The organism is Bradyrhizobium sp. F1.4.3, from assembly GCF_040548375.1.
GTDB lineage: Bacteria > Pseudomonadota > Alphaproteobacteria > Rhizobiales > Xanthobacteraceae > Bradyrhizobium.
Map to the genome: position 1 here is coordinate 437,741 of NZ_JBEPRN010000001.1, position 13,987 is coordinate 451,727.

Sequence of the window (13,987 nt, forward strand, 5' to 3'; positions counted from 1 at the left end):
AAAATCCCCTTAAGTAGTTCGCCCCAAACTACCGCATCTCGTCCGGGGCATGGACGCCGAGGATGGCGAGGCCCGATGCCAGAACCGAGACGACGCCCTGGACCATGGCCAGCCGCGCCTTCGTTAGATCTGCATCATTATTGATAATGAAGCGTAAATAGGGCAAATCGCGCCCCTTCGTCCAAAGTGCATGAAATTCGCTGGCTAAATCATAGAGATAGAAGGCAATTCGGTGCGGCTCGTGGGCGCTGGCGGCGGCTTCCAGCATGCGCGGAAAAATTGCGAGCCGCTTAAGAAGATCGAGCTCGACCGGGTCCGATAGCCGTTCCACCGCCGACTCACTGAGCCATGCGATGCGCGCGCCGGCATCCTCCGGCAGTTCCGGGAACACCTCGGCCCGCGCGTTGCGGAAGATCGAGTGGCCGCGCGCGTGGCCGTACTGCACGTAGAACACCGGGTTGTCGCGCGATTGTTCCATGACCTTGGCAAGGTCGAAATCGAGCACCGCATCGTTCTTGCGGTAGAGCATCATGAAGCGGACGGCGTCCTGGCCGACTTCATCCACCACCTCACGCAAGGTGACGAAGTCCCCGCTCCGCTTGGACATTTTCACCGGCTCGCCATTGCGCAGGAGCTTGACGAGCTGGACGATCTTGACGTCGAGCGCTCCCTTGGCGGAGGTCGTCGCCTTCACCGCCGCCTGCATGCGCTTGATGTAGCCGCCATGGTCGGCGCCCCAGACGTCGATCATCTCGGCGAAGCCGCGGTCGAACTTGTTCTTGTGGTAGGCGATATCGGACGCGAAATAGGTGTAGGAATCATCCGACTTGATCAGCGGACGATCGACATCGTCGCCATACGCGGTTGCCTTGAACAGCAGCTGCTCGCGGTCTTCCCAATCCTCGACCGGCGCGCCTTTCGGCGGCGGCAGGCGGCCCTCGTAGATGTCGCCCTTGGCGCGCAGGAAATCGATGGTCTCGGCAACCTTGTTGTTGCCGCTCTCGATCAGCGAGCGCTCCGAGAAGAATACGTCGTGACGGATGTTGAGGGCGGCAAGATCGTCCCTGATCTCGTCCATCATCATCGCGATCGCCTTGGCGCGAACTGTCGGCAGCCACTCGGCCTCGCTTATCGCGAGGAGCTTGTCGCCATGTTCCTTCGCCAGCGCAGCGCCGACCGGCTTGAGATAGTCGCCGGGATAAAATCCTTCGGGGATTGCGCCGATGTTCTCGCCGAGCGCCTCGCGATACCTGAGGAAGGCGGAGCGCGCGAGCACGTCGACCTGGGCGCCCGCGTCGTTAATGTAGTACTCGCGCGTCACGTCGTGGCCGCCGAACTGGAGCAGGCTCGCCAAGGCGTCGCCGAACACGGCGCCGCGGCAGTGGCCGACATGCATCGGCCCGGTCGGATTGGCGGAGACGTATTCGACATTGACCTTTGAGCCGCCGCGGACGCGGCCGTAATCGGCGCCGTCGCGCAGCACCGTCCGCAGCGCTTCCGCCCAGGCGGCGGGCTTCAGCGTCAGGTTGATGAAGCCCGGACCGGCGACATCGACCTTGGCGATCAGCGCGTCGGCACGGAGCCGCTCGGCGATCTGCTCAGCCAAGTCGCGCGGTTTCGCCTTTGCCTCTTTCGAGAGCACCATGGCGGCGTTGGTCGCCATGTCGCCATGGGAAGGATCGCGCGGCGGCTCGACCACCACGCGCGAGAAATCGATGCCCTCGGGCCAGCCGGCTTCCGTCGCCAGCGCGCGGCAGACGGCGTGCACGCGCGCGAGCACGTCGGCGAACAGATGCAGTGATGAGGATGTGTCGGGCATGGCCGCCGCCTAACGCAAATCCGGGGTCGAGTCAAAGAGCCGCTGGTGCTCGGTCAGGGCGAAACGGTCGGTCATTCCGGCAATGAAATTGCCGATCCGCCGGGCCCGGTCGCCGTCGTCGTCGCCCTCCGCCCCCACCAGCCATTCCGGCGGCAGCTCGCCCGGCGATTTCAGGTATTTCGCAAACAGATCGAACAGTATCTGCTCCGCCTCCGCCATCACCCGCACCACCCGCTTGTGGCGGTACATGTGCTGGTAGAGAAAGCGCTTGATGGCAGCCTCCTCCTCGGCGACCTCGGCGGGGAACGAGACCAACGCCCGGCCCTGCTGGCGCACGTCCTGGGCCGATTGCGGCCTGACCGCGGCAAGGTTCATCTGCGCCTCCGCAAAGACCGCCCCGATCAAATGCGAGATCAGCTCGCGCACCAGCTCGGCGCCGCGCCTGACGTCTTCGAGATCAGGATAATGCGCCGAAGTCTCGGCGATGATCTCCGCCGTGAGCGGCATGACCTTGAGATCGTCGAGATGGAACAGGCCGGCGCGCAGGCCGTCGTCGATGTCATGGGCGTCGTAGGCGATGTCGTCGGCGAGCGCTGCGACCTGCGCTTCCAGCGAGGCGAAGCTCCAGAGCTCGAGATCATAGGTCTTGATGTAGTCGGCGATGCCGACGGGAATGCCGTGCTCGCGATAACGCCCAACCGGCGCACCGCTGCGATCGGTCAGCGGGCCATTATGCTTGACGATGCCCTCGAGCGACTCCCAGGTCAGATTGAGCCCGTCGAATTCCGGATAGCGATGCTCGAGCGCAGCGACGACGCGGAGCGTCTGGGCATTGTGGTCGAAACCGCCAAAATCCTTCAGGCAGACGTCCAGAGCCCGCTCGCCGGCGTGCCCGAAGGGGGGATGACCGAGATCATGGGCAAGCGCCAGCGTTTCCGTGAGGTCCTCGTCGAGCCCAAGCTGCCGGGCCAGCGCGCGGGCGATCTGCGCCACCTCCAGCGAATGGGTCAGCCGGGTGCGGTAATGGTCGCCCTCGTGGAACACGAAGACCTGGGTCTTGTACTTCAAGCGGCGGAACGCGGTGGAATGGATCACCCGGTCGCAATCCCGCCGGAACGGGCTGCGGGTCCGGCTCGGGGGCTCGACGACCAGCCGGCCGCGGCTGTGATCGGGGTCGCAGGCATAGAGCGCGCGGGGGGCAGCCATTCCGACGGACACGGCGAATTTAGTCCCTATCCATTTGATTCTGCGTATGGTGGCACTTAACTATGCCGGACGCGCGATACCAAATGAATTGGGCAAGTGAATTTGGTATGACCGCGGGACTATCGGAGACGAACGATGACGACTGCCGTGACCATCAGTGACCGTGCCGCACGCCGGATCGGGGAAATCCTCAAGGGCGAGGGTTCGGGTGCGATGCTGCGGATCTCGGTTGAGGGCGGCGGCTGCTCCGGCTTCCAATATAAGTTCGATATCGACCGCGACCGCACGAACGACGATCTCGTGATCGAGCAGGACAATGCGGTGGTACTGGTCGATTCCGCCTCGCAGCCGTTCCTGGCGGGGTCGCAGGTCGACTTTGTCGACGATCTGATCGGCGCCTCGTTCCGCGTTAACAATCCGAACGCGACGGCATCCTGCGGCTGCGGCACCAGCTTCTCGATCTGACGGGCTACGCGCCGGTCATCTGCCTTTCCTCGTCCGTCCAGTCCGCCTCGACCGGCATCAGCTCCGGCTGGAGAGGCGCCTCGTCGCACACCTCATGGTTCAGCGCGCGCAGCAATGCCGCGACCAGCGCCGGCTTGCGCAGCGGCTTGGCCAGAAAATCCGACATGCCTGCCTCGCGGCAGATCCTGACGTCCTCGGGGAAGGCGTTGGCAGTCAGCGCAATGATCGGCAAGGCTTCGAAGCGGCCGCCCTGTGCGCGGATCGCCCGGGTCGCGGCGAGGCCGTCCATGTCGGGCATGCGTACGTCCATCAGCACCGCGTCGTAGTCGCTCTCGGCAACCGCCTCGACGGCCTCGACGCCGTCGGTCACGACGCGCAACTCGACATCGAAGGCGCCGAGCATCTTGCTCACGACCATGCGGTTGACGGCATCGTCCTCTGCGACCAGCACCTTCAGCGGCCGATCGAGGCCGGCGATGCGGGCCTTGAGATCGTCGGCTTCGTCGCGGTCTGCATTCTGGTCTGATGCCTGCGCCTGGCTCCAGGGCAGCACCAGCGTGAAGCGGAAGGTCGAGCCCTCGCCCGGCGTCGAAGTGACGCCGATGGTGCCACCCATCTGCTCGATGATGCGGCGTGAGATCGCGAGCCCAAGCCCGGTGCCGCCGAAACGGCGGCTGATCGAGGCGTCGGCCTGGGCGAAATCGCTGAAGAGCTGGCCGACTTTTTCAGGCTCAATGCCGATGCCGCTGTCGGTCACGGTCCATTCGACGGTCGCCAGCAGGTCGCGGCGCGCCTGACAGATGGCCGATATCGTCACTTCGCCTTCGTCGGTGAACTTCACCGCGTTGGAGGCGAGATTGAGCAGCACCTGCCGGATGCGCGCGGCGTCGCCGCGCAGCGTCGGCGGCAGGTTTGGATCGAGCTCGACTTTCACCGCGAGGCCCTTGCTCTTGGCGCCGGCGCGCACGACGGTCGCAACCGTCTCGACCAGCGCCTGCGGCGCGAAGTCGATCGCCTCGAATGCGAAGCGGCCGGCCTCGAGCTTGGAGAGATCGAGAATGTCGTTGAGGATGCGCTGGAGGTTGTCACCGGACTCGTGGATCGTGGTGACCGCCTCGTGCTGCTCCGGATCGAGGTTGGTCTCAAGCAGCATGCTCGCGAGCCCGAGCACGCCGTTCATGGGCGTGCGGATCTCGTGGCTCATCACCGCCAGGAAGTCCGATTTGACGCGACTCTCGGCCTCGGCCTTTTCCGCGCGCCAGCGCTCGGTCACGTCGCGGCCGAAGCCGCGATAGCCGAGGAACTGGCCATCGCGGTCGTAGGCCGGCTTCGCCGTCAGCGACCACAGCCGCGCCTCGCCGCCGGCAACGACCTTGAGGTTCATCTCGTGCAGCGGTTCGGCATGTTCCATCAGGCCGACGACGTTGTAGGCGGCCGCCTTGTCCTCGGGACAGAGCATGTCGAGCACGTCGGCGAAGTGCGATCCCTTCAGGAGCGGAAGCGGCAATTGCGCGACGTCGACGAAGCGTTCGGGTACGTCGGTGAGACGTCCTTCGGCATCAGTCTGCCACAGCCAGTCGCTGGCGTTCTCCTGAAAGTCCTTCAGCAGCAGCGAGATGATCTCGGTCTGCCGTTCGAGCTCAAGCTGGGCCTTGAGATTGCCGAGGAACAAATTGCCCTGGGAGACGATGTTGCGCGCCATGAAGAACGCGAACAGCAGCAGGAACACCGCGGTCACGAGATACGGACCGCTGCCACACAACAGCATCGCGCCGGCGCAGGCGATCGTCATGGTCGCGAGATAGACGAGGCCGGCGCGCGGGAAGGTCGAGAGCGTGAAGGCGCCGCCCGACATCATGCCGACCATCAGGCAGGCCAGGATCAGCTGGCTGGTCGGCTCGATCCGGCTGAACAGCGCCAGCGGCAACGTGCCCCAGATCGCCGCGAGGAAAAATGCCTGCCGCGTTATCTGCCGCGTGACTCGGACCGAGGCTTCCTGCGGCGGGTTCTGATGCGCTCGCCGCCAGGCGCGCACGGCGAGCGAGGCGGTGGTCGCGAGCGTCAGACCCCAGACCGCGAGGAAGCCGTCCCAGCCCCTGCCCCAGAACAGGATCAGCACGATCGCGACGTTGAGCATGGTCACGGCCATCGTGACCGGGATCAGCTGCGTCACCGCGTCGATCTGCTTGCCGCGGATGCGGCGCAGCTCGCGCTCGTTGAGATCGGCGGTCAGGCCGTCCTCGATCTCGAAGCCGCCGAGCCAGTACAGGAACGCGCCAATCAGACCGTCGCGCGGCTCAGTTCGGTTTATGGATTTGTCCGGCCATCCCATCCGTGGAACCTTTTCCGCATCAATGACCTGCTGCCTGCTTAAGCCGGGTTAATTTTGTGGGAGATTTTGCGGCGTCCTTGACGGGCACGTTTGCAGTTTGTTCTAACGATGGCCCCTCGTCTGGAGCCCGCAAATGCCGATCAGAGTAGCCACCTGGAACGTGAACTCGGTCCGGCAGCGGATCGACCTCCTCCTGACCTGGCTCCGGGAGTGCCAGCCGGACATCGTCTGCCTCCAGGAGATCAAATGCGTCGACGAGGCTTTCCCGCGGCTGGAGATCGAGGCGCTCGGCTACAACGTGGTCACGCATGGCCAGAAGACGTTCAACGGCGTCGCCCTGCTCTCCAGGTTGCCGTTCGATGAGACCAAGTCGGGGCTCGCCGGAGACGACGAGGATGCGCATGCCCGCTTCCTCGAGGGCGTGGTGACGCTGAAGCGCGGGGTGCTGCGCATCGCCTGCCTTTATTTGCCCAATGGCAACCCGGTCGGGACCGACAAATATCCCTATAAGCTCAAATGGATGTCCCGGCTTCTTGAGTATTCGAAAGAGCGGCTTAAGACCGAGGAGCCGCTGATCCTCGCAGGCGACTTCAACGTCATTCCAGCCGCCCGCGACGTCCACAATCCGGCCGCCTGGATCGAGGACGCCCTGTTCAAGCCCGAGACGCGGGAGAGCTTCCAGTCCCTGCTCGGCCTCGGCCTGACCGACGCCCTGCGGGCCGTGACGGACGAGCCCGGGCTCTACACCTTCTGGGACTACCAGGCCGGAGCCTGGCAGAAGAACCAGGGCCTGCGGATCGACCATCTGCTGCTCTCGCCGCAGGCCAGCGACCGGCTCGCCAATGTCGGCATCGACAGCTATGTGCGCGCCTGGGAGAAGCCGTCAGACCACGTGCCGGTGTGGGCGGATCTGGATCTGGAGGCGGCGTGACGCCGCCTCTGCAGGATCACTCCCGGCGACCCTGCACCCACTGTTCCAGCATTTGCAGGCACATGGCGCGGTCGTCGTCGGAGGCCTTGGCGAAGGCGCGGTTGTAGTTTTCCTTGATCCAGATCTCGTCGGCGCCGGCGCTGTCACGCGCCAGGGTCAGCCACATCAGGCCGCGCGCGGCCTGCCGCGGCAGGCGATCGCCATTGAACAGCATCTGTCCCAGCAGCGCCTGCGCCTCATGCTGGCCCTTCTGGGCCGCAAGCCCGAGCCAGCGCGCGCCATAGCGGAAATCCTCGCGCGAGGCGTCCGGCGTCTTCAGGTAGAGCCGGGCGAGATCGTACTGGGCATCCGCGTTGCCGAAATAGGACGCGGCATAGGAGAACATCTCCCGCGCCCGGTCCGGGTCCGGCTTGATCTTCGAGTTCGGGATGCCGCTCAGATAGTAGCGGCCGAGCGCGACGAAGGCATTGGCCACGACCTGGGCCTGCGGCGCCGACGGGCTGTCCTCGGCATGCGCGTTGGCGATCCGGCTGAAATATTCGAAGGCACGCACATCGTCCTGGGCCACGCCGTCGCCATTGGCGTACATGCGGCCGAGCTTCCACTGCGCGATCGGATGGCCACCCTCGGCCGCATATTGCAGGGCGCTGAGCGAGGCTTCCTGGGGCGTCACGGCAGCAGCCGGCGGCGCGGATTTGCGCACCGCGCCCGCGGCGCCCGGCAAGGTGGTCACCACCGGGATGGTTGCATCCTTCTGGTTGACCGGCGCGCCGTCAAAGGCGAGCGCCGGCGCGGCCAGCGCACTGGCCCCCAACACAAACGCAACAATTGCACGCCTAGATGTCCGCATAACACTGTTTCTCGTGCGCACCGCCCGGATGGGTGACTGCCCCACCGACCGCTGGTCCAACCTGCTGAGCATATTTCCAGAGCGCGCCCGTCGTGTGGTTAGTCGCGCGAGCGCTCCATTTGGTCTTGCGCTGGGCAAGCTCCTGGTCGCTCAATTTTACGTTAAGGGTTCCGGCGACCGCGTCGATTTCGATGATATCGCCGTCCTCGAGCAGTCCGATCGGGCCGCCGATGGCGGCTTCCGGCCCGACATGGCCGATGCAGAAGCCGCGGGTAGCGCCGGAGAAGCGGCCGTCGGTGATGAGCGCGATCTTGCCGCCCATGCCCTGGCCGGTCAGCGCCGCGGTGGTCTGGAGCATTTCCCGCATGCCGGGACCGCCCTTGGGCCCCTCGTAGCGGATCACGATGACTTCGCCTTCCTTGTAGGTGCGCTTCTGGACCGCCTCGAAAGCATCCTCCTCACGGTCGAAGCACCGGGCCGGGCCGGTGAACCTGAGGTTGGACATTCCCGCGACTTTCACGATCGCACCTTCTGGCGCCAAATTGCCCTTCAGACCAACCACACCGCCGGTGACGGTGATGGGCTTGTCTGCCGGGTGCACCACGTCCTGGTGCGGATTCCATTTCACGCTCTTGAGGTTTTCGGCGATCGTTCGACCGGTGACCGTCATGCAGTCGCCGTGGAGAAATCCGTTGTCGAGCAGCGTCTTCATCAGAAGCGGTATGCCGCCAACTTCAAACATGTCTTTGGCGACATAACGGCCGCCCGGCTTCAAATCCGCGACATATGGTGTCTTTTTGAAGATTTCGGCGACGTCGAACAGGTCGAACTTGATGCCGCATTCATGCGCGATCGCCGGCAGGTGCAGTGCAGCATTGGTCGAGCCGCCAGAGGCGGCGACCACGGCGGCGGCATTCTCCAGCGCCTTGCGGGTGACGATGTCGCGCGGCCGGATGTTGGACGCGATCAGGTCCATCACCTTCTCGCCGGCGGTCGTGCAGAAGGCGTCGCGGATTTCATACGGCGCAGGGGCACCGGCCGAGTACGGCAGCGCGAGGCCAATCGCCTCGGAGACGGTCGCCATGGTGTTGGCGGTGAACTGGGCGCCGCAGGCGCCCGCCGAGGGGCACGCCACGCGCTCGATCTCGTCGAGGTCCTCGTCCGACATGGCGCCGACCGAGTGCTTGCCGACCGCCTCGAACATGTCCTGCACGGTGACCTGCTGGCCGCGGAAATTGCCGGGCAGGATCGAGCCGCCGTAGATGAAGATCGACGGCACGTTGAGGCGGACCATCGCCATCATCATGCCCGGCAGCGACTTGTCGCAGCCGGCCAGGCCCACCAGCGCATCATAAGCGTGCCCGCGGACGGTCAGTTCGACGGAGTCGGCAATGCATTCGCGCGACGGCAGCGAGGAGCGCATGCCGTCATGGCCCATGGCGATGCCGTCGGTGACGGTGATGGTGCAGAATTCGCGCGGCGTGCCGCCAGCGGACGCCACGCCCTTCTTCACCGCCTGCGCCTGGCGCATCAAAGAGATGTTGCAGGGCGCAGCCTCGTTCCAGCACGAGGCGACACCGACGAAGGGCTGGTGGATCTGCTCGGTGGTCAGACCCATGGCGTAGAAGTAGGACCGATGGGGCGCGCGCGTGGGGCCTTCCGTCACGTGACGGCTCGGCAGCCTCTGCTTGATGTTGGTCTTCGCGTCCATCGCGACCAGTTTCCTTGGCTAACCCTTGTCAGACCCGGAAAATCAGACCCAAGATTTGAATCGACCTTGGGATTTCCCGTTGCCTGCCATGGGCGCACCGCAGCCCCTAAAACATAAGAGCGATTTTATTCATGTTCAGGTGTGGCCAAAAAGCGGCGTCGATGCGAACGGACTGCGATGAGGGTTAAATCGCCCGGGAATGTTGCAAAGACAACACAATCGTGGCTCGGAGGACACGGATAAGACTACCGTGATACCCTCGCGAGGAAAACCATCCACAACTTCAGATTTCGTAGCGCGCTTGGTGCGCCCGGTACGGTCTCGATCAGTGGGTGTGCCTGCACTGAGTCGCGGACCACACTGGCCGCCCGTCATCCTGAGCTGCGAGCCAGCATCGTCAACGCTCTCCCGTGTCCCGGACGCGCTGCAACGCCCCATAGCGCGTCGAAGACGCGCGTAAACGCGCTTATGGCGTTGCGACGCAGAGCCGGGACCCAGATGGCAACACGGACATCATAGCGAGATGGGCCCCGGCTCTGCAGCGCACCGCTGAAGGAGCGCTGCGCTGCGTCCGGGGCACGAAAGTGGAATCCAGACACGCCTTCGCATCCTCGCGGCACGTTTCGCCCGAGCTTTGCTTGATCTCTCACCCTCTCAATCAAGAGGGCGCAGGGAAGGCCGGGTGCCGGCTGGCACCCACGGTCCGCTGTGCGAAAGCACACGCAGAAGAACTGCACAGCGGCATACAGGTGAAGCGCAACACACGGCCTTCCCTGCGCAGTGGGTTGACGGCTTATGCCGTGCTCTCCCGGGAGCCGAATTCCTTCTGGCCTCCCTCGCCCCGCGAATTGACGATGCCGTCCGCCCGGTTGGGCCGGCTTGCACCTCCGCGGAAAGCTTGACCGTAGCGACGACGGTCAGGACCACACGGTTTTGCCGTACGCGCGCCCATCTATTCGCCACAGGGGCTTCCGGCAGTGTGCACACGCGCCGCAAGAATGTTGGCGAGACGAACTTTCAGCGCCGCTCATCCGCACGCGGCCACGGACTCACAGGGACTACCCGCCCTGCCCGCACCTCTCGTGCCAACGCTGCCGCGTCCACCGCACCCCGGCTCGCGAAACGTGACGACGTACGATCGCCCCTCTTGGTGAGCCGGGATGGGCCAAGTCGTAAAGGTGTTTTGCCCGACGGAGCAAGCGATATTTATCTTTTTCAGAAATCGCTGGGATTCTGCCCTTCAGCGCGCGGGCCCCGTGAGGATTGACAAATATAGGGTACCCCCCTATCTTACCTCGATGTCGCACACGATCAAGCACAAGTCGAAGCTCATCGGCCGCGTCCGGCGCATCAAGGGACAACTTGAAGCCGTCGAGCGTGCGCTCGAGTCGGAAATCGGCTGCGCCGACGTCCTGATGCTGGTGGCCTCGGTCAAAGGCGCAATCAGCGGTCTCACCACCGAACTCCTGGAAGATCACATCCGCCATCACGTCGTGGATCCCGCCCACGAAAAAGATCCGGAGAAGGCCAAGGGCGCCGCGGACCTCATCGACGTTGTCCGAACCTATTTGAAGTGAATCATCAGATGACCGATCTGTCTCAACTGCTTCAACAGAGCAGCGCACACGCATGGTTGTTCGTACCCAGCGCCATCCTTCTCGGTGCGCTGCATGGTCTCGAGCCCGGTCATTCCAAGACGATGATGGCGGCGTTCATCGTCGCGATACGAGGCACCGTAGTCCAGGCTGTTTTGCTCGGCTTGTCGGCTACGATCTCGCACACCGCCATCGTCTGGGCTATCGCGCTGGCAGGACTTTATTTCGGTCGCGAGTGGTCTGGAGAGCGCAGCGAGGCCTACCTGCAACTGGCGTCGGCCGTCATCATCATCAGCATCGCGGCGTGGATGGTCTGGAGGACCTGGCGAGACCAGAACGCGGAACACGATCACCATCACCACGACGAAGCACGGCCGGTCGAGCTGGGCGGCCGGCTGTTGTCGGTCGAGATCTTCGAGGACGGCGCACCGCCGCGCTGGCGCATTCGAGATCAGCGCGGCGCAGCTCTCGATCCGTTTGACATCAGCGTGACCACGATCCGCCCGGATGGCACTGAGCAGTCTTTCCGTTTTGCAGAACGCGATGGCCATATCGAGAGCATTGAGGAAATCCCCGAGCCGCACGCGTTCAAGGCCCGCCTCACAACGGGAAAGGACGCGGCCGAGCTGATCTTCGAGGAGCATGACCACGCGCACATGGACCTCGGCGAGGAAGATGACGCACATGCGCGCGCTCATGCAGCAGATATCCGCAAGCGCTTTTCCGGCCGTACCGTCACGACCGCGCAGATCATTCTGTTTGGCTTGACGGGCGGACTGATCCCTTGCCCGGCCGCGATTACCGTACTGCTTCTGTGCATCCAACTGAAGCAGTTCAGCCTCGGCTTCGTGTTGGTGCTGTGCTTCGGCATCGGGCTCGCGATCACGATGGTGTCGGCGGGCGTCCTGGCTGCGCTCAGCCTGCGGCACGTCGAGCGCCATTGGAGCGGCTTCAGCCGCCTCGCTCATCGCGCACCGTATGTTTCAGCGATGTTGATCGTCTGGGTCGGCCTTTACACGGGATGGATCGGTCTGCACCAAGTCATTTCATAGTACCACGCAGGCGTGAACCAGCGCGGCCACTATCGCCTCCAGCGCTGGCCTTCGCGGCGGCCGACGCGCTCAGCGCGGCTTACGGCTTTCTCCAGGCCGTTCGGGCTTGTCGAGGCGGTCTGGACGACGGTCGCGTTGCAGCGGTGGCGCGCCTTGAAGCCGAAGCGGGCTTAAGCTCGCAGGTCTGCACCACGATCAAAACGCGCGAACGCCGCGCTGGTCAAACCACCCAGCAGGCTCCAAAATACCAGACTGGTCACCGTCACGGCCGTCACGAACTGATGCGATAGCGAGGACGGCACGTTGGTCTCGACATGCTCCAGCTCGGGCGCGCCGATCATGTGGGGCAAGATCAGCAGGATCACGCCGGCAATGGCCGCCGGCACGGAGCGGCGAAAGACGATCAACGCCAGGCCCGCGGCCGTCGCAAATACGGCGGCCACCCACCAGATCTGACGGGACAGCAGCGGCGCTGCGGGTACGCCGGGGAGCTCCGGTGGCAGGCCAAGGCCAGGGGCGACGGTGAACACGGCAAAACCCGCCAACCCCCACATCAGGCCTTCGTGCCAGGAGACGCCCGCGCCGGTCGCGTCGCTGCGGACGGCGAAGAAGCCAGCCAGGAGCAGTGCGAATCCGATCCCGGTCAGCACGTTTGCAGCGGCCGTATAGGCGTTGCGCTCGAATCCGTCTCGCGGCTCCCACGCCTCGGCGCCATGATCGTGGCCGGCGTGATCATGACTTGCGTGGTCGTGACCGGCCGCAGCCGCCTGCGGCGCCGCCGCGGTGTCGTGCTGATGGGTCCCCGCCGCCTTCTCGAAGACCTCGGCTTTCAGGATCAGGGGGACGGTGCCGAACTGCTGGGCGACCGTGACGAGCAAACCAACGATGAAACCGGCAATGACCGACGAAAAGACGATCGAACGAAACGTGCTCATGCCACCCCGGTTAATGGCAGGGAAAGGCGTTCGAGTGGCGCACGTCGTGCGCGGCGTTATGAACGACATCGATGTGCGAGAAGCCGACCATCCCCACGACGAAGAGGCCGAGCACCATGGCCATCAGGGCCTGGGACAGCCGTCCCACCTGCCCGGTCGCGACCGGCAAATGCGTAACCTGGGATTGGCTCATGACTGTTCTCCACTAGCGATTTGCTCGCCTTCTAGCAAACTCCGGCCAATATCGCGACTGGTAAGATGCAGGTTCGTCCCCACCAAAATGCCTTTGCGGGCGATCTTGGCGCCGGCCGCTGACCGGAACGCCGTCTCGTAACGCAGGAAATAGCCGAGGCAATCCTCCGGCGAGGCCTCCGCGCCGATCAAGGTCCGGAATGCGCCGCGATGCACAGCGCATATCGCGCCGTGCCCATGGACCGGAAAGACCACGGACGCGATGTCGTCGCGCCAATTGACTTTGTCGTTCAAGCCGACATCGCACGCCCGCGACCAAACGGATCGGTCAGGCGGACGATCTCACAGGCCGCGACGAGCCCGGCGAGCCAGAGCGCACTGTTCAACCCGAGCCGCGTCACGATGGCCGAGGTAAAGGCGCTCTCTCCACCCAGGGCCGGCGTCGCGGCGAGCAGCGCGAGCTCATAGGCGCCGTAGGCAACGACGAAGGTGAGCGCCAGCACCAGCGGCGTGCGGCCCTGCGGCAGCACGCGGAGCACGGCGGACGATGCCGCAGTCGCAACCAGCGCAGCGGCGCCGATGACAAAACCCCAGGCGATCGTGCTGGCATCGATGGGATAGTGCAGCGCGCCGAAGCCGATGGTCTGGTTCACGAGCCAGGCGCCAGTGACGACAAGCAGCGCCGGGCGCAGCGGCAGCGTGGCTGCCGCGACAACCGCGAATGCCGCGAACGGTGTTGCGCAGGCGAGCGCGAAGCTTGCGAGCGCGCAAGATACCGTCAGCAGCGCAAAGCAGAACATCGCCGCATGGCGCGGCGCGACCGGGTGAAGGCGGAAACGGTCGGCGTGAGACGGAAACGTGTCGGTGGCCATAGATGATCTCCCGCTGGCCATCCTAGC

The 13,987-nt window shown here is 64.5% G+C and carries 13 protein-coding genes; 4 read left to right on the forward strand and 9 right to left on the reverse strand.

Annotated elements, in window-relative coordinates; translation table 11 throughout:
- Positions 1–28: 28 nt before the first annotated feature.
- Together argS and ABIB73_RS02245 are read right to left on the reverse strand one after the other, a co-directional pair.
- Positions 29–1,819, reverse strand: a complete 1,791-nt coding sequence (gene argS, locus ABIB73_RS02240) for an arginine--tRNA ligase (protein WP_354220996.1) — start codon at positions 1,817–1,819, stop codon at positions 29–31.
- A gap of 9 nt (positions 1,820–1,828) precedes the next feature.
- Positions 1,829–3,037, reverse strand: coding sequence for a deoxyguanosinetriphosphate triphosphohydrolase (locus tag ABIB73_RS02245; protein WP_354220998.1), 1,209 nt, complete (start codon positions 3,035–3,037; stop codon positions 1,829–1,831).
- A 123-nt stretch (positions 3,038–3,160) separates the two neighbouring features.
- Between ABIB73_RS02245 and erpA the strand changes: the two genes are divergently transcribed.
- Positions 3,161–3,490 carry an iron-sulfur cluster insertion protein ErpA gene (gene erpA / locus ABIB73_RS02250; RefSeq protein WP_354221000.1) on the forward strand — a complete coding sequence of 110 codons (330 nt, stop codon included), beginning with the start codon at positions 3,161–3,163 and terminating at the stop codon, positions 3,488–3,490.
- A 4-nt stretch (positions 3,491–3,494) separates the two neighbouring features.
- Here erpA and ABIB73_RS02255 read toward each other — a convergent pair whose 3' ends face one another.
- Complete coding sequence (locus tag ABIB73_RS02255) at positions 3,495–5,822, reverse strand: ATP-binding protein (protein ID WP_354221002.1); 2,328 nt, start codon at positions 5,820–5,822, stop codon at positions 3,495–3,497.
- A gap of 133 nt (positions 5,823–5,955) precedes the next feature.
- Here ABIB73_RS02255 and xth point away from each other — a divergent pair, with 133 nt between their 5' ends.
- Positions 5,956–6,753 carry an exodeoxyribonuclease III gene (xth, locus tag ABIB73_RS02260; RefSeq protein WP_354221004.1) on the forward strand — a complete coding sequence of 266 codons (798 nt, stop codon included), beginning with the start codon at positions 5,956–5,958 and terminating at the stop codon, positions 6,751–6,753.
- Between the two features lie 16 nt (positions 6,754–6,769).
- On the opposite strand, the gene ABIB73_RS02265 is transcribed toward xth, so the two are convergent.
- Together ABIB73_RS02265 and ilvD are read right to left on the reverse strand one after the other, a co-directional pair.
- Positions 6,770–7,603 carry a tetratricopeptide repeat protein gene (locus tag ABIB73_RS02265; protein WP_354221006.1) on the reverse strand — a complete coding sequence of 278 codons (834 nt, stop codon included), beginning with the start codon at positions 7,601–7,603 and terminating at the stop codon, positions 6,770–6,772.
- Positions 7,590–9,314, reverse strand: a complete 1,725-nt coding sequence (ilvD, locus tag ABIB73_RS02270) for a dihydroxy-acid dehydratase (RefSeq protein WP_354221008.1) — start codon at positions 9,312–9,314, stop codon at positions 7,590–7,592. The genes ABIB73_RS02265 and ilvD overlap by 14 nt, the downstream gene beginning before the upstream one ends.
- A gap of 1,298 nt (positions 9,315–10,612) precedes the next feature.
- Between ilvD and ABIB73_RS02275 the strand changes: the two genes are divergently transcribed.
- Both ABIB73_RS02275 and ABIB73_RS02280 read left to right on the forward strand, forming a co-directional pair.
- Complete coding sequence (locus tag ABIB73_RS02275; protein ID WP_063706516.1) at positions 10,613–10,891, forward strand: metal/formaldehyde-sensitive transcriptional repressor; 279 nt, start codon at positions 10,613–10,615, stop codon at positions 10,889–10,891.
- 8 nt (positions 10,892–10,899) lie between these two features.
- Positions 10,900–11,961, forward strand: coding sequence for a nickel/cobalt efflux transporter (locus tag ABIB73_RS02280; protein ID WP_354221010.1), 1,062 nt, complete (start codon positions 10,900–10,902; stop codon positions 11,959–11,961).
- Positions 11,962–12,131: 170 nt separating this feature from the next.
- Here ABIB73_RS02280 and ABIB73_RS02285 read toward each other — a convergent pair whose 3' ends face one another.
- The 4 genes from ABIB73_RS02285 to ABIB73_RS02300 are packed head-to-tail and all read right to left on the reverse strand — an operon-like array spanning position 12,132 to position 13,960.
- A complete protein-coding gene (locus tag ABIB73_RS02285; RefSeq protein WP_354221012.1) occupies positions 12,132–12,896 on the reverse strand; it encodes a CbtA family protein in 765 nt (254 codons plus the stop codon).
- A 10-nt stretch (positions 12,897–12,906) separates the two neighbouring features.
- Complete coding sequence (locus ABIB73_RS02290) at positions 12,907–13,089, reverse strand: CbtB domain-containing protein (protein WP_354221014.1); 183 nt, start codon at positions 13,087–13,089, stop codon at positions 12,907–12,909.
- The gene (locus tag ABIB73_RS02295) at positions 13,086–13,382 is read right to left on the reverse strand and encodes a hypothetical protein (protein ID WP_354221016.1); all 297 of its coding nucleotides are present in this window, start codon (positions 13,380–13,382) and stop codon (positions 13,086–13,088) included. Before ABIB73_RS02295 ends, ABIB73_RS02290 begins: the two co-directional genes overlap by 4 nt.
- Positions 13,379–13,960, reverse strand: a complete 582-nt coding sequence (locus tag ABIB73_RS02300) for a hypothetical protein (RefSeq protein ID WP_354221018.1) — start codon at positions 13,958–13,960, stop codon at positions 13,379–13,381. The genes ABIB73_RS02295 and ABIB73_RS02300 overlap by 4 nt, the downstream gene beginning before the upstream one ends.
- Positions 13,961–13,987 lie beyond the last annotated feature (27 nt).

Excerpts from the sequence above, each read along its gene's own strand:
- argS (WP_354220996.1), bottom strand. The coding sequence starts at position 1,819 with ATGCCCGACACATCCTCATCACTGCATCTGTTCGCCGACGTGCTCGCG.
- erpA (WP_354221000.1), top strand. The coding sequence starts at position 3,161 with ATGACGACTGCCGTGACCATCAGTGACCGTGCCGCACGCCGGATCGGG.
- ABIB73_RS02255 (WP_354221002.1), bottom strand. The coding sequence starts at position 5,822 with ATGGGATGGCCGGACAAATCCATAAACCGAACTGAGCCGCGCGACGGT.
- xth (WP_354221004.1), top strand. The coding sequence starts at position 5,956 with ATGCCGATCAGAGTAGCCACCTGGAACGTGAACTCGGTCCGGCAGCGG.
- ABIB73_RS02265 (WP_354221006.1), bottom strand. The coding sequence starts at position 7,603 with ATGCGGACATCTAGGCGTGCAATTGTTGCGTTTGTGTTGGGGGCCAGT.
- ilvD (WP_354221008.1), bottom strand. The coding sequence starts at position 9,314 with ATGGACGCGAAGACCAACATCAAGCAGAGGCTGCCGAGCCGTCACGTG.
- ABIB73_RS02275 (WP_063706516.1), top strand. The coding sequence starts at position 10,613 with ATGTCGCACACGATCAAGCACAAGTCGAAGCTCATCGGCCGCGTCCGG.
- ABIB73_RS02280 (WP_354221010.1), top strand. The coding sequence starts at position 10,900 with ATGACCGATCTGTCTCAACTGCTTCAACAGAGCAGCGCACACGCATGG.
- ABIB73_RS02285 (WP_354221012.1), bottom strand. The coding sequence starts at position 12,896 with ATGAGCACGTTTCGTTCGATCGTCTTTTCGTCGGTCATTGCCGGTTTC.
- ABIB73_RS02290 (WP_354221014.1), bottom strand. The coding sequence starts at position 13,089 with ATGAGCCAATCCCAGGTTACGCATTTGCCGGTCGCGACCGGGCAGGTG.
- ABIB73_RS02300 (WP_354221018.1), bottom strand. The coding sequence starts at position 13,960 with ATGGCCACCGACACGTTTCCGTCTCACGCCGACCGTTTCCGCCTTCAC.